This is a genomic window from Streptomyces sp. NBC_00193 (assembly GCF_026342735.1).
In the GTDB taxonomy this organism is placed as follows: domain Bacteria; phylum Actinomycetota; class Actinomycetes; order Streptomycetales; family Streptomycetaceae; genus Streptomyces; species Streptomyces stoeckheimensis.
Window position 1 is genome coordinate 989,490 of the sequence record NZ_JAPEMM010000002.1, and the last position, 13,557, is coordinate 1,003,046.

The 13,557-nt window shown below is 70.9% G+C and carries 11 protein-coding genes and 2 pseudogenes; 10 read left to right on the forward strand and 3 right to left on the reverse strand.

What is annotated here, in order from left to right:
- The first annotated feature begins 94 nt into the window (after positions 1-94).
- On the forward strand, positions 95-2,368 hold the full coding sequence (locus OG898_RS32605) for an arylsulfatase (protein ID WP_266962689.1): 2,274 nt from the start codon (positions 95-97) through the stop codon (positions 2,366-2,368).
- Positions 2,369-2,441: 73 nt separating this feature from the next.
- Here the strand turns inward: OG898_RS32605 and OG898_RS32610 are convergent, their stop codons facing one another.
- Positions 2,442-3,635: a nitrate/nitrite transporter gene (locus tag OG898_RS32610; RefSeq protein WP_250753579.1), complete on the reverse strand. Its 1,194-nt coding sequence runs from the start codon at positions 3,633-3,635 to the stop codon at positions 2,442-2,444.
- A gap of 152 nt (positions 3,636-3,787) precedes the next feature.
- Here OG898_RS32610 and OG898_RS36435 point away from each other — a divergent pair, with 152 nt between their 5' ends.
- From OG898_RS36435 to OG898_RS32635, 6 genes and pseudogenes are all read left to right on the forward strand, one after another.
- Positions 3,788-3,919, forward strand: coding sequence for a putative leader peptide (locus OG898_RS36435; protein WP_353962667.1), 132 nt, complete (start codon positions 3,788-3,790; stop codon positions 3,917-3,919).
- A gap of 344 nt (positions 3,920-4,263) precedes the next feature.
- Positions 4,264-5,373, forward strand: coding sequence for an ABC transporter substrate-binding protein (locus tag OG898_RS32615; protein WP_266961848.1), 1,110 nt, complete (start codon positions 4,264-4,266; stop codon positions 5,371-5,373).
- A gap of 543 nt (positions 5,374-5,916) precedes the next feature.
- The gene (locus OG898_RS32620; RefSeq protein WP_266961850.1) at positions 5,917-6,951 is read left to right on the forward strand and encodes a hypothetical protein; all 1,035 of its coding nucleotides are present in this window, start codon (positions 5,917-5,919) and stop codon (positions 6,949-6,951) included.
- A 209-nt stretch (positions 6,952-7,160) separates the two neighbouring features.
- Positions 7,161-7,840: pseudogene (locus tag OG898_RS36360) on the forward strand (transposase); the annotation flags it as partial.
- 48 nt (positions 7,841-7,888) lie between these two features.
- Entirely contained in the window at positions 7,889-8,557 is a 669-nt protein-coding gene (locus OG898_RS32630; protein ID WP_266961853.1) for a TetR/AcrR family transcriptional regulator, read from the forward strand.
- A gap of 306 nt (positions 8,558-8,863) precedes the next feature.
- Complete coding sequence (locus tag OG898_RS32635) at positions 8,864-9,316, forward strand: PaaI family thioesterase (protein WP_250753592.1); 453 nt, start codon at positions 8,864-8,866, stop codon at positions 9,314-9,316.
- Between the two features lie 77 nt (positions 9,317-9,393).
- On the opposite strand, the gene OG898_RS32640 is transcribed toward OG898_RS32635, so the two are convergent.
- Positions 9,394-9,942 (reverse strand): DUF3291 domain-containing protein, encoded by a 549-nt coding sequence (locus OG898_RS32640; protein WP_250753596.1) that lies wholly within the window; start codon positions 9,940-9,942, stop codon positions 9,394-9,396.
- A 32-nt stretch (positions 9,943-9,974) separates the two neighbouring features.
- Positions 9,975-10,673 (reverse strand): metalloregulator ArsR/SmtB family transcription factor, encoded by a 699-nt coding sequence (locus OG898_RS32645; protein ID WP_266961857.1) that lies wholly within the window; start codon positions 10,671-10,673, stop codon positions 9,975-9,977.
- Between the two features lie 209 nt (positions 10,674-10,882).
- Between OG898_RS32645 and OG898_RS32650 the strand changes: the two genes are divergently transcribed.
- From OG898_RS32650 to OG898_RS32660, 3 genes and pseudogenes are all read left to right on the forward strand, one after another.
- Positions 10,883-11,518, forward strand: a complete 636-nt coding sequence (locus tag OG898_RS32650; RefSeq protein WP_266961859.1) for a pyridoxal 5'-phosphate synthase — start codon at positions 10,883-10,885, stop codon at positions 11,516-11,518.
- Positions 11,515-11,811 (forward strand): annotated as a pseudogene (locus OG898_RS32655) (methyltransferase domain-containing protein); the annotation flags it as partial. The gene OG898_RS32650 and the pseudogene OG898_RS32655, both read left to right, overlap by 4 nt.
- 405 nt (positions 11,812-12,216) lie before the next feature.
- Complete coding sequence (locus tag OG898_RS32660; RefSeq protein ID WP_250753608.1) at positions 12,217-13,557, forward strand: DUF2252 domain-containing protein; 1,341 nt, start codon at positions 12,217-12,219, stop codon at positions 13,555-13,557.

A 13,557-nucleotide genomic window follows, 5' to 3' on the forward strand; every position in this document is an offset into this window, starting at 1 on the left:
CGCCCCCACGTCTCCCGCCGCCCCGGCCTCCGCCGCCGCCACTGCCTCCGCCACCCCGAACCGTCGTGATCCCTACGACGGCTTCGCCGGGCGGGTGAGCCGTACCTTCACCGAGTCCGCGCCGGACTGGCAGCCACCGCGCCGGCCCGCGGACCGCGCCCCGAACGTGGTCGTGGTCCTCGTCGACGACATGGGCTACAGCGACATCGGCCCCTTCGGCTCGGAGGTCCCCACCCCCGTACTCGACGAACTGGCCGAGGGCGGTCTTCGCCTGGCCAACTACCACACCATGCCGCTGTGTTCGCCTGCCCGCGCCACGCTGCTCACGGGTCTCAACCCGCACCGCGTCGGGTACGCGACGGTCGCCAACTTCGACCCCGGTTTCCCCGGCTACGGCATGGAGGTCGGCGAGGACATCCCCACCCTGGCCGAGCTCCTGCACGATGCGGGCTACGCCACCTACGCCGTCGGCAAGTGGCACCTGACCCGCGACTCGGCCTCCAACGCCGCCGACGACCGGCGCAGCTGGCCCCTGCAGAAGGGCTTCGACCAGTACTACGGCGTGCTGGAGGGCCTGACCAGCCTCTTCCATCCGCACCAACTGGTTCGTGACAACAGCCCGTTGGACATCGACGAGCTACCCGACGGCTATTACTACACCGACGACGTCACCGACCAGGCCATCTCGATGGTGAAGTCGCTCCGGGCACACGACCCCGACAAGCCGTTCTTCCTCTACGTGGCGCACAACGCCGTCCACGGCCCCCTCCAGGCGAAGCCCGCGGACATCGCACGTCAGCGCGGGCGCTACGACGGCGGCTGGGACGCCCTTCGCCGGACCCGCTTCGCCCGCCAGATCGCCGACGGCCTCTTCCCCGAGGGGACCGCCCTGCCGGACCGCAACTCCGAGGCGGGCTTCGACGTGGGCCCCTGGGACGAGCTGACGCCCGAGCAACAGCGCCGCTACGCCCGCTACATGGAGGTGTACGCGGCGATGGTCGACAACATCGACCAGAACCTCGGCCGGCTCACCGAAACCCTGCGCGCGCTCGGCGAACTCGACAACACCATCATCGTCTTCACCTCCGACAACGGCGGAACCGGAGAAGGCGGCGCCGAGGGCACGCGCAGCTACTTCAGCCGCTTCGTCCCCCAGCCCGTACCGGACGACTGGAACGCGGACGTGGACCGGGACACCGAGCTCATCGGCGGCCCGCAGAGCCTGGTGCACTACCCGCGCGGCTGGGGCATGGCCTCCAACACCCCCTTCCGGCTCTACAAGGGCCAGACCTACGCGGGCGGCGTGCGGGTGCCGTTCGTCATCTCCTGGCCCGCGGGCCTGCGCCGGACCGACGGCGATTCCGGGGTCCGGCAGCAGTACCAGTACGTCACCGACATCACCCCCACCCTCCTGGAGCTCACGGGCGTACGGCGCCCGGAGCTGTGGCGCTCTCGGCCGGCCCAGGACCTGGACGGCGTCAGCTTCGCCCCCGTGCTGCACGACGGGCGGGCCCCCAGCGCCCACACCGAGCAGTACTGCGAGATGTCGGGCAACCGCAGCTACTACCGCGACGGCTGGAAGCTGGTCACCCTGCACCGCCCCGGGGCACCGTACGACGACGGCGAATGGGCGCTGTACGACCTGCGCACCGACCCGACCGAAACCCTGGACGTCGCCCGGGACCACCCGGAAGTGGTGAAGGAGCTGGCGGCGGCCTGGGAGTCGGCGGCCTGGCTCAACGGCGTCTTCCCCCTCGCCGACGGCAGCGGCGCACTCGCCCGGCGCAACCCCGCCGAGGAGCGCTTCCACCGCCCCCTCACCCTGCTGGCGGGCACGCCCGAGCTGGAGCGCTACCGCTCCTCCCGGCTCATCTCCTTCCGTTCCTTCGACGTCACCGTCGAGCTCGACGAACACGCCGCCTCGGACCAGGGCGTACTGGTCTCGCACGGCGACCAGGGCGGCGGCTACAGCCTGTACGTGGAGGACGGGCGGCTGCGGTTCGCCTACAACGAGTACGGAGAACTGCACGAGACCGACGGCGGCCCGCTGCCCGCGGGCCGCCGGACGATCACCCTCTCGGCCGAGGCGGTGGAGGGCCTGCGCTGGGAGTTCCGCATCCTGCTCGACGGTGTGGAGACCGGCCGGTCGACCAGCGTGCACCAGCTCATCGGCATGGCTCCGCTGCAGGGCATCAGCGTGGGCGTGGACCGCAGGTCCCCGGTCTCCTGGCCGGTCTACGAACGCCACCGCAGCTTCCGATACACGGGTGGCCTGCGCTCGGTGACCTACGCCCCCGGTCCGCAAGCGCCCTACGATCCGGCGCGCGTGGCCCGCGCCCTGCGGGAGGCGGCCGCCGCCTTCGAGTGAGGACGCGGAGCGGTTGTCCCGTGGCTCGGGATGCGGACGGTGCGGACGGTGCGGACGGTGCGGACGGTGCGGCTCAGGATGCGGGCCGCGCTGTCCGCATCCGCCCGTAGGCGTACACGCACCCCGCGAGCGCGAGGTCCGACAGCAGCATGAAGCCGATCGAGTACGAGTCCTTCGCGCTGTAGATCGCCCCCATCACCAGCGGGGGCACGAAGCCTCCGAGGCCGCCCATCGCTCCGACGATGCCCGTCACGCTGCCCACCTGTGGCTGGGGCGTCACCTGCGAGACCAGGGCGAAGACACTGCCGCTGGCCGTCCCCAGACCGGCCGCCATCAGGAGCAGGGCGCAGGTGCCGACGGGGTTCATCGCCGGGTCGAAGGCCTGCACGATCGCGAGGAGCGCCACCAGGCCGAGGGCCCCCGCCGTGACCTGCGCCGGGTGGATCCGGTCCGACAGCCAGCCGCCGATCGGCCGGAAGACCACCGTGACCAGGGCGAAGCCCGCCGCCTTGGTACCGGCGTCGGTCGCGGACAGCCCGTACCAGGTCTTCAGGTACGTCGGCAGGTACACCCCGAAGGCGACGATCCCCCCGAAGCCGATCGCGTAGAGCGCGGCCAGCTCCCACGTCACCCGCAGGCGCCCCGCGCCGCGCAGTCGCGAGGCGAGCGAGGCCGTCGGCACGGGCCGGTCGGGCCGGTCCCTGAGCAGCAGGGCGGCCAGGACGGCGTACCCGGCGAGCGCCAGGGCCACCACGAGGAAGGGCAGGTCGGGGTCGTGCTTGGCGATGCGCGGTGTGACGTACCCGGACAGTGCGACGCCGCCCATGCCCATCCCGAAGACCCCCAGCGCGAAGCCCCGACGGGCGGGCGGGAACCAGGAGTTGACGAGCGGGATGCCGATCGCGAACGTCGTGCCGCCCAGCCCCAGCAGGAAGCCGACCACGAGCGTCAGACCGTAGCTCCCGCGTGCCGGGATGAGCAGAAGCACGGGCACGATGGTGAGCGCGGACACCACCGGGAACATCAGCCGCGCGCCGTAGCGGTCGGTCAGCGCGCCCACCGGAATCCGCCCGAGCGACCCGACCAGGACCGGCACCGCGACGAGCAGCGACTGCTGGAACGAGGACAGGTGGAGCCGGTCCTTGTAGTCGCCGGCCAGCGGTGCGATCAGGTCCCACGCCCAGAAGGTGAGCGTGAAGCCGAGCGTCGCCAGGGCCAGATTGCGGTACCCGGCGGACGAGGGCCGCGACGTCGACGTGGAGTCCATTCCGCCAGTCAAGACGCCCCGGGCCGTCCGGTCGCGCAGGACTGGGCCAAAAGGACCACGGACGCCGGCTCACTATGTGGTCAGCTCTTGGTCACTATGTGGTCGGCCTCTTGGGCAGACGGCTCCCCTCTGCCAGGATTCCTATCAACCAGATGGGAAAACCGGGGAGTTGTGACGTGACCGTGCGAACACCGCACCCTGCGCGTCCTCTGCTGCCCTCTCTTACGGCCCGTCGGTACATCGACCTGGTCCGGACGTCCAGCGCCATCTGTCAGCCCGCCTGACGTCACCCGTAGGGCCCGGCTCCACACGCGGTGCACCGTCATGCGCCGCGCCTTCCCGCTCTTCGTAGGCCAGGCAGCCCTTCGGCGCACCTCGCCGCCGCGCGCCGCCTTCGCGCGCCGGCGCGCGATGTACGGCGGCTCGACGTCCATCCATCGGCATCCCCGGCACCTCCCCCTCTCCCTTCGCCCTGCCACGGCATTCCACATCCGGCGGCCGGGAGGGGGCGCCGCCGCGTGCCGACGACGTCGCATCGCTCGTCTCCCCGCCTTCCCGTCTCCCCATCTCCCCGCCTTCCCGTCTCCCCCGCTTTCCCGACCACCCACCCCCGTGAAGGGACACCTCCGTGTCTGCCGCAAGACCCCTCATCACCCTGCTCGCCATCGCCGTCACAGCAGCACTTCCTCTCGTCCTCACGGCCTGCGGCTACCGTGTCGAGGTGAAGGAGGAGGACGGCAGGACGAACCTCGCCGCCGATGCCGACAAGAAGCTGTCGGCCTCCGAGGTCCGCATCGGCTACTTCCCGAACCTGACGCACGCCACGGCGCTGGTCGGCCTCCAGGAAGGCCTGATCGCGGAGGAGTTGAACGGAACCACCATCAAGCCGCAGTACTTCAACGCCGGCCCGTCCGAGATCGAGGCCCTCAACGGCGGCTCTCTCGACATCGGGTTCATCGGCCCCTCCCCCTCGATCAACGCCTACGTGAAGTCCAAGGGCTCCAACCTGCGGATCATCTCCGGCTCCGCCTCGGGCGGCGTGAAGCTGGTCGTGAACCCGGCGAAGATCAAGACCCTGGACGACCTCAAGGGAAAGAAGATCGCCACCCCGCAGAAGGGGAACACGCAGGACGTGGCGTTCCTCAACTGGATCTCGGAGAAGGGCTGGAAGGTCGACCCGAAGTCCGGGAAGGGTGACGTCTCTGTCGTCCGTACGGACAACAAGGTCACCCCGGACGCCTTCAAGTCCGGCTCCATCGACGGCGCCTGGGTCCCCGAACCCACCGCCTCCAAACTCGTCGCCGACGGCGGCGAGGTCCTTCTCGACGAGGGCTTCCTCTGGCCGGAGAACAAGTTCGTGATCACGAACATCGTCGTGTCGCAGAAGTTCCTCAGGGAGCACCCGGACGTGGTCGAGGCCGTTCTGCGCGGCACGGTGAAGACGAACAGGTGGATCCACTCCCACCAGGACGCGGCGAGGGCCTCCGCGAACGCCAAGCTCGCCGCGGACACCGGCAAGCCCCTCGACCCGGAGGTCATCCACCCGGCGTGGCCGAGCTTCACGGTCACCGACGACCCGCTGGCCGCGACACTGAAGAAGCAGGCCGACCAGGCGGTCAAGGCCAAGCTCATCGAGCAGCCCGACCTCAACGGCATCTACGACTTGCGGCTCCTGAACAAGGTCCTCAAGGCAGCGGGCAAGCCCGAGGTCTCCGACGCCGGCCTCGGCGCCAAGTAGACAGCCCGGCAGCCCCGGCCGCGGAACTTATCCGTGATTCCTGCCTCCGCCTGCCGCTTGTACCGCATGAGCCCTCGTCCATCCACGCTGAATCGATTCGGTGGTAGATCAGACGCTCATGCACGATGCCTCCGAACTTCATCGGCCGAGAGCCGAGATCTTCGTAGCCGTTCGGGTCGTAGCTTTCCTCCAGCGACATTCGATCTCCCTGTACTCGTCCTGGCCCGGCTGTACGGAAGTTGCCCAACAAGGCCACGCGGCTTCGGACTTGGGGTGCCGGTAAGAACCGTTGCCACCAGCCGCACACAGCCGTCAGGGCCTCGTCACTGCGCCCGCCGCCGAGTACCTGCTTCCTACCGGCGGAACTCAGCTTGTCCCGGGCCGCGGCTCTCTGCGCCTGACCCGCCTGTGGAGAAGGCTCGCACCCCCTCTGACCTGGGCCATTACCTCAGGAGTAATCGACCGCTGCCCCGGCGGACGGGCATGTTGGTCCCACACGAGCGGTAACGGGCCGCATCGGGAGGGAACGAAACGGGGTACGGAATGTTCGCGGGTCGGCGTGGTGTGGTGGGAGTCGCGGTGGCGGCGGTCGTCGTGGGGGTGGCGACCTCAGCGGCGGCGCTGCCGGGCGGTGGGGCGGGCGCCGCCCGGGGCGACTGCCCGGAGGTGCGCGCCAAGGTCGAGCGGCTGGAGGGCCGGATCACCCCGAACGCCTGCGCGTTCATGCGGCGCCAGATCGCCTTCGGTGAGCTGCCGACCGGCGCCCCGCCGGCCATCGGGGACCTGAGCCACCCCCGGGTGAAGGCCTACCTCGACATCTTCGACGAGGAGGCCACCCTCTGGGAGGCGGGCAGCACCCCCCAGCGCGGCCACACCGTGATCGGCACCTCCATCACCGGATCCCTGCGGCTGGCCCCCGGCCTGCACTACCGGGGCACGGACGTGGTGGCCGACGGCGGTGTCATGATGTTCGGCCAGTGGAACGAGATCGCACTGAGGGGCCACAAGGTGGCCTACCCGCAGATCGCGCGCAATGTCCTGGGGGACGACGGCAAGACCCTCCAGGCCCGCCGTTACTACGACCGCTACGCCCTGTTCCGGGACACGGTCCCGGAGCTGGTGCCCGACGGCCTGTTCGACGGGGTCGCGGACACCGGCCCGGCTCCCTCCCGGGGCCCGGCGCCTGAGCGCTTGCGGGCTGCGGAGATCCCGGACCGCCTGGCGGCATGGAACGGGGAGGACGTCGACGCCCTACTCGCCCGGATGGGAAACGCACGGCTGTCGGGGCCGGGGCTGGACGCTCCGCTGACGACGGCGGCCGGCAAGCGGGCCTACCTCCAGCGGTTCTTCGACACGGCGGACGTCCGCTTCAAGGCCGGCCAGGTCGCCTTCGGCAGGACCACGACCTACGTGGAGTGGCACGGCACGGTCTCCGGCCCGAAGGGCAAGGACATCCCGTTCGGGATCGTGGAGCGCTTCGGCTCGGGCGGTGAGTGGGAGCTGTACTTCGACACCCTCCCGCTGGTCGCCGACCGGGGGGAGATCGGAGCGCTCTTCCAGAAGCTGTCCCAGCCGTAGCTTGCTCTGTGTCTTCCGCCCCCGCACGGCGTCTCGAACCGGGTCGCCCACCCGGGGATTCGCCGGACGCGGGGGCGGCCTTCGACCGATCATGCGCTCCGGCCAAGGTGCGCGTGATCACGACGAAGGCCGTGAGGTGAGTCTGCTGCCTGATGACGCCCGGAGGGGAAGCGTTCGCGGTCCCCGGTGGACTTGACGCTGCTGCCCGAGCACCGCTGGAGCCGGGCGCCGCGTCCTGAACCGCGATCCCGGACGCGGTCCGGCCGGCCCGGCGGACGACGCGACCGCAGTCACCGCCGCCCAGCTGCGGGGTGTCGTCGAACGGCTCATCGCAGCCGGCCAGTGGCAGACCGGAGACCGGAGACCCGTACATCGTGATCGTCGGCGACGTCGGCTACGACGTCACCCGCCTGGCCTGGGTCCTGCGGGACCTGCCGGTCGAGTTGGTCGGCCGGGTCCGCTCCGACCGCGTGATGCGCCTGCCGAAACCCAGGCATGGGACAGGGTCCACCCCCGACTCACGGTGAACTACCCGTGGTCGAGGGGACGTTGGTCCGGCTGAAGGTCGATCACCCACTGATGGAACGGGACGCTCCGCCGGCGTGGTCATGGTCCTCGAAGGCCGACGCCACCCCCGAGGCCGCGGACCGCCGGACCTGGACCCTGATCGTCGACCACACCCGGCTCCGGCACGCTCGGCCGCTCGTCACAGACTTCCGCCCGGCCCGGGGAGAAACCCACCCGCCCCGTCTTCCCAAACCCCGAGGCGCCGGTCCCGGACGACCACTCGGCGAGAAGAACAAGCACCGGGCACCGCGCCACGACGTCGGCAAGACCGCCGAACGCCCCGAGGCCCTCATGACCCGCGGAAAGCCCCGGCAGGTCTTGGCGGACAGAGGGCGAGCTCAGTGAATCCCCGTCACCCCTTGCATGTTCTATGCCATACCCCATAAGTTACCGCGAGGTAGCCCGCCTGGTGGGCCGCATCGTCGTCGCGAAGGTGGTGGAGCGTGTGAGTCCGCGCAAGAGTGACAGCCGTGACCGCATGGTCCTCAGCACGGTTGCCCTGCTGCCCGAGTACGGCGCGAGCGGGACCAGCATCGACCGGGTCCTCGCCCACAGCGGAGCCCCTCGGGGCTCGGTGTACCACCACTTCCCGGGCGGGCGGACTCAGCTGATCGACGAGGCCGTGACGCTGGCCGGAGACTTCATCTCGGGCCTGATCGACACCAAGATGCAAACCGGCGATCCGGTGGAGGCCATCGACGCGTTCTTCGTGATGTGGCGCGACCGGCTCGTGGAGAGCGACTTCCGGGCCGGATGCCCGATCGTGGCGGTGGCCGTGGAGAGCAACGACGAAGCCCCGCAGCTCACCCGCTCCGCCGCCGCGGTCTTCGCCCGCTGGCAGGAGGCCTTCGCGGCCCTGTTCGTCCGGCACGGCCTGACCGGGGAACGCAGCCGGAGGCTGGGGTCCTTCGTCATCGCCGCGGTCGAAGGCGCGGTGATCATGTGCCGGGCCGAACGGAGTACGGCTCCGCTCGATGCGGCCGCCGCCGAGATCCACGACCTGCTCGCGTACGCCCTGCGCGACCGCCGCGAGGCCTGACCCCGCCCCGGCCCACAGCCCGCCACGGCCCGAATCGGCGGCGCCGACACCCTGTCCGTCGACATCGTCGACCAGGCGGTCCCTGAGGATGCCCGCTCTCCTACGCCTCGGCACCGGCCACCTTGCACGGCACCACCGACCCGCTCGGCCGACCAGCACCTCACCGACCGGACCGCCCCGCGCCCCGCGCAACCCCCGACACCACACGGCTGTCACCCGAATCCCGCGCAGATGCAACGGCCGGCGCTTCCCATCGACCACCCCCGCTCAGGGGCGGCACAAGCACCTCACCCAAGGAGAACGACCGTGACCACCACCGACCTCACCGCCCTGGCGGGCCTGTCCGGCCTGGAACTGATGCGCTGGGTCCAGACCGAACGCCCGGCCGACATCCCCTCCATCGGCCGACTGCTCGGCATGCGCTTCGACGAGGTCGAGCACGGCCGCATCGTCGTCTCCCTCGACACCCGCCCCGACTTCGCCAACCCCCTCGGCACCGTCCACGGAGGCATCGCCGCCACCCTGCTCGACTCCGCCATGGGCTGCGCCGTCCACACCACCCTCCCCGCCGGCACCGGCTACACGACCCTCGAACTCAAGGTCAACTACATCCGGGCCGCCCGCACCGACGGTCAGGTACTCACCGCCGAGGGCAAGGTCATCCACGCCGGCCGCCGCACCGCCACGGCCGAGGGCAAGGTGCTCGACGACCAGGGCAAGCTGATCGCCCACGCCACCACCACGTGCATGATCTTTTGAGCGCCTGAGTGCCTGAGTGCCTGATCGGATTCTCGCGCCGGCCGCGGGCCCAGGGCGGACCGCCCAGGGCGGACCGCTCAGGCCGCGCCGACGGGACAACCCGAAGAATGCGGTGCGGCCCCGACCTCGACCTCGGCGACCTCGACCTCGACCTCGGCCTCTGCGGCCTCGGCGGCGGTGTAGGAGGAGGCGAAGGTGAACGCGCGCGGGGACGGCCCGTGCGCCTGCAGCTCCGCCAGCCGCTCCAGGGCCTCACCGACGGTCGGGATGTGACCGGCGGGGACCCACCAGAGCACCAGGTGCGCCTCGACGTGCCGTTCGAACCATTCGCGGCGCCGCCGCATCATCTCCAGGTGCCCGCTGCGGTAGGCGAAGTCCCACAGCGACTCCTGGGTCTCCCACACGGACAGGTTGACGATGCGGTCCTCGCCCGCCGGGCGCAGGCCGGTGGCGTCGGCCGCCCCCTCTGCCACGAGCCGCCACACGAAGCCGGGCGCACCGTCGGCCGCGGCGTTGACCGGGTCGAGCATCTCCACGAAGGGCGCCAGACGCGGGTCGTCGAGGGGGTGGAGGAGCGTGGAGACGTTGAGTTGGGCCAGGTGGGCGGCGTGCAGGGATGCGGTCATGAACTCATCCCAACACGGCGCCCATTTCTATGTCAACAATCATTGTTTTTAGAAGGCTCGATCACGACGCAACACTCCCCCGGCCGGGCGTCCATACGAGCGCGGACCGGACCGTCCGCACCGAGCAGCCCCTCCAGCAGAGCGAGGTTCATGCCGCACACGAGCGGCGGGAAGCGTTCGGCGACGGCGCGAAAGGGGCAGTTGCGCATCCGGACGACGGGCGCGGCCGCCCCCTCGGAGCCTTCCGGATCCGCGGGACCGCCGACACCTTCCAGGTGCGGTTCGTAGCCGCGGGCGGCCAGCACCTCCAGGGCCTCTTCAAGGCTGCCGCACGGCCCCGCCGGGCCGCGCAGGGCCTCGCCGCGCCGGCGTGCGGCCGCGCAGAGCCCGGCATCCAGCCCGGCCTCCTCGGCGGCCTCGGCCAGCAGCTCGGCGGCGGTGCGGTAGTCGCGGGCGGGCAGCGACACCGACCGCTCGGCCCGGGCCCGCGTGTACACCTTGGCGGGACGACCCGCCCCGGGCCCCGAACGCCCCGTCAGCCGACGGCTACCGCTCTCCAGCAGCCCGGCCCCCGTCAGCTTGTCCAGATGGTGCGCAGCGAGCGTGCGCGCCACCCCGACCGCCTCGGCAGCCTCGTTGCGTCCGACTTCACGGCCCTGCGCCGCCACGTACTCGTACAGACGGCGCCGCACCGGATCCTGCAGAACCGCGATCGCATCGATGTCGTTCACCCGGCCAGTCTACGAACAACGCAGGTTGGAGATAGAAGCGCGCGACCGATCCGGCCGAGAGCATCACCCAGCAACGCATCTGTGGCCCACCTGGTCAATCAGACAAGCATTTGCCAGTTGATTTACGAATCCACCCTCGCGGATGCAAGATACGAAATGCAGGTTGCAGAAGCATGCGTGACGGTCGTCGACGTCCGAAGGAGCTGGGGATGACAGCGGGCTCGAGGCACGTGAGTGGTACGCGGCAGTGGCTGCGCGACCTTGAGGTGTTCGCCGGGCCACTGCCGGAGTTCGACCCTGCGTCGGCGCCGGCCGACCCGGTGCGGCTCTTCCTCTCCTGGCTCGTCGAGGCCGTGGCGGACGGCGTGCGCGATCCGCACGCGATGACCCTGTCCACGGTCGATTCGGCCGGGGATCCGGATGCCCGGGTGCTGATCCTCAAGGGGGTGGACGCCTCGGGCCGGCAGTTCGCGGGGCACGCCTTCAGCCCCAAGGGCGGGCAGCTCGCCTGCCATCCTCGGGCGGCGCTCACCTTCTACTGGCCCGAGCACGGCCGCCAGGTCAGGATCCGCGGCATCGTGACGCCCGGCTCGGCCGAGGAGAACGCCGCCGACTTCCTCGGACGCTCGGTCACGGCCCGCGCGGGCGCCCTGCCGGCCCGCCAGAGCCAGTACCTGATGGACGTCGCGGAGCGCGACCAGGCCCTGGCGAAGTCCCGGCTGGGAACGGTTCCGGCTCTGGTCGTAGCACCGACACCCCCGTTCCCGCGCACGCCCGAGCCACCGGCGAGCCGCGGAGCACCACTCCCCCTGTTCCGGCTCACGAGGCGAGGCAAGGACCCATGACCACACGCACGCAGGACGGCAGCGCCTGCGACGTCGACTACGGCGCCATCGGCTCCGGCTACTCCACCTACCGCAGGCCCGACACCCGCATCGCCCAGTTCATCGCCGAGGCCCTGGGCGGCGCCCGCAACGTCCTCAACGTCGGCGCGGGCACCGGTTCCTACGAGAGCGCCGCCCGCGCCGTCGACGCCGCGGCCGAGGCCCTGCCCTTCGCCGACGGCGCGTTCGACGCGGCCATGACCCTCTTCAGCGTCCACCAGTGGAGCGACGTCGCGGCCGGTCTGCGCGAGATGCGGCGGGTCACCCACGGCCCGGTCGTCGTCCCGACCTGCGACCCCGAGCTCGTACGCGACTTCTGGCTGTACGCGTACGCACCCGAGGTCCTCGACACCGAGGCCCGCCGTTACCCGCCCGCCCACGTACGAAGGCTCGCTCGTCATCGTGCGCGCGACTCCGTAGAGGGACTGCCCTACTTCCAGCAGGCCCATTTTAGGCCGGCAGGCCGGCAGGACACGGCTCGCTGGTCCGGACGTGTCCCGACAGCTCGGGGGAACGACCGACGGCGGCGCCCACCGCTCCTGCGGCCTTCGCGGGTGTGCCTGCCTCGGGTGCCCGCCGTCCCCGGAGCCGCCGAGCCGGTGGACGTGCGCCGGGGCAGCGGTGCGCCCAGGCTTGGGTGGGGGACAAGGAGATGGGGCATGACCAGTCCGACCGAGAAGGCCCGACGTGGCCGGGCCGCCCGCAAGCAGGTGACCCGGACCTCGCACGGGAGGTGGACCGCGGCGGCGGAGCGGCCCGACCCGCTCGATGTGCTGGAGCGGCAGGCTGCCGACCGGCTCGTCGAGCTGCTGCCGATCCGCTACGGACGGATGGCCGCCTCCCCGTTCGCGTTCCTGCGGGGCGCCGCCGCGGTGATGGCCGCCGACCTGGCGGACCAGCCCGACACCGGCCTGATCGTCCAGCTCTGCGGCGACGCCCACTTGCTGAACTTCGGCCTCTTCGCCTCACCCGACCGGGCGTTGCTCTTCGACCTCAACGACTTCGACGAAACCCTGCCCGGCCCCTTCGAATGGGACGTCAAACGGCTCGCCGCCAGTGTGGCCGTGGCCGCCCGGGAAGGCGGGCACGGCGACGACCGGGCGTGGCAATCGGCCCAAGCCGCCGCTCGGGCCTACCGGTCGTCCATGCGACGGCTCGCCGGACTCGGTGAACTCGCCGTCTGGTACCAGCGGTTCGACACGGCCGAGGTCCTCCCGATGATCCGCGGGACCAAGCTGCGGAGCCGGGTCGAAGCGAATCTGGCGCGTGCCCGACGGCGTACCAGCCTGCACGCACTCGCCAAACTCACCGAGACCCGGGAAGGCCGTCGGCGCATCGTCCACGACCCGCCCCTGCTCGAGCCCCTCACCGCACCCGACAGCCAGGCCGTCGGCGAGATCTTCAGCGAATACAGGGACACCCTCCCGGAGGAACGGCGCCTCCTGCTCGACCGCTACCGGTTCGTCGACGCGGCACGGAAGGCGGTCGGCATCGGGAGCGTCGGCACCCGCTGCTTCATCGTCCTGCTGACAGGCCGCGACGAGGAGGACCCGCTCTTCCTCCAGATCAAGGAGGCCGGGCGCTCGGTACTGGAGGATCATCTCCCCGCCGACGGCCACGGCCACCACGGTCACCGCGTGGTCGCGGGACAGAAGCTCCTCCAGGCAGGCGGAGACATCTTCCTCGGCTGGACGACCGGACCGGCCGGGCGCGACTTCTACGTCCGGCAGCTACGCGACATGAAGGGATCTGCCGTCGTCGAGACCATGACCCCGGACCTTCTCCGCCAGTACGCGGAACTGTGCGGCACCACATTGGCCCGAGCCCACGCCCGCTCCGGCGACCGCATCGCCATCGCCGGGTACCTCGGCAACTCCGACGTCTTCGACCGCGCCATCGCCGACTTCGCACTCCACTATGCGGAGCAGACCGTCCAGGACCACGCCCTGCTCACCGCAGCCATCTCCGACGGCTCCATCACCGCCACCCACGGCATCTGA

What these genes read in the sequence shown, in the direction of transcription:
- OG898_RS32620 (WP_266961850.1), top strand. Translation starts at nt 5,917, where the DNA reads ATGTTCGCGGGTCGGCGTGGTGTGGTGGGAGTCGCGGTGGCGGCGGTC.
- OG898_RS32640 (WP_250753596.1), bottom strand. Translation starts at nt 9,942, where the DNA reads ATGACCGCATCCCTGCACGCCGCCCACCTGGCCCAACTCAACGTCTCC.
- OG898_RS32610 (WP_250753579.1), bottom strand. Translation starts at nt 3,635, where the DNA reads ATGGACTCCACGTCGACGTCGCGGCCCTCGTCCGCCGGGTACCGCAAT.
- OG898_RS32630 (WP_266961853.1), top strand. Translation starts at nt 7,889, where the DNA reads ATGCCATACCCCATAAGTTACCGCGAGGTAGCCCGCCTGGTGGGCCGC.
- OG898_RS36435 (WP_353962667.1), top strand. Translation starts at nt 3,788, where the DNA reads ATGGGAAAACCGGGGAGTTGTGACGTGACCGTGCGAACACCGCACCCT.
- OG898_RS32650 (WP_266961859.1), top strand. Translation starts at nt 10,883, where the DNA reads ATGACAGCGGGCTCGAGGCACGTGAGTGGTACGCGGCAGTGGCTGCGC.
- OG898_RS32660 (WP_250753608.1), top strand. Translation starts at nt 12,217, where the DNA reads ATGACCAGTCCGACCGAGAAGGCCCGACGTGGCCGGGCCGCCCGCAAG.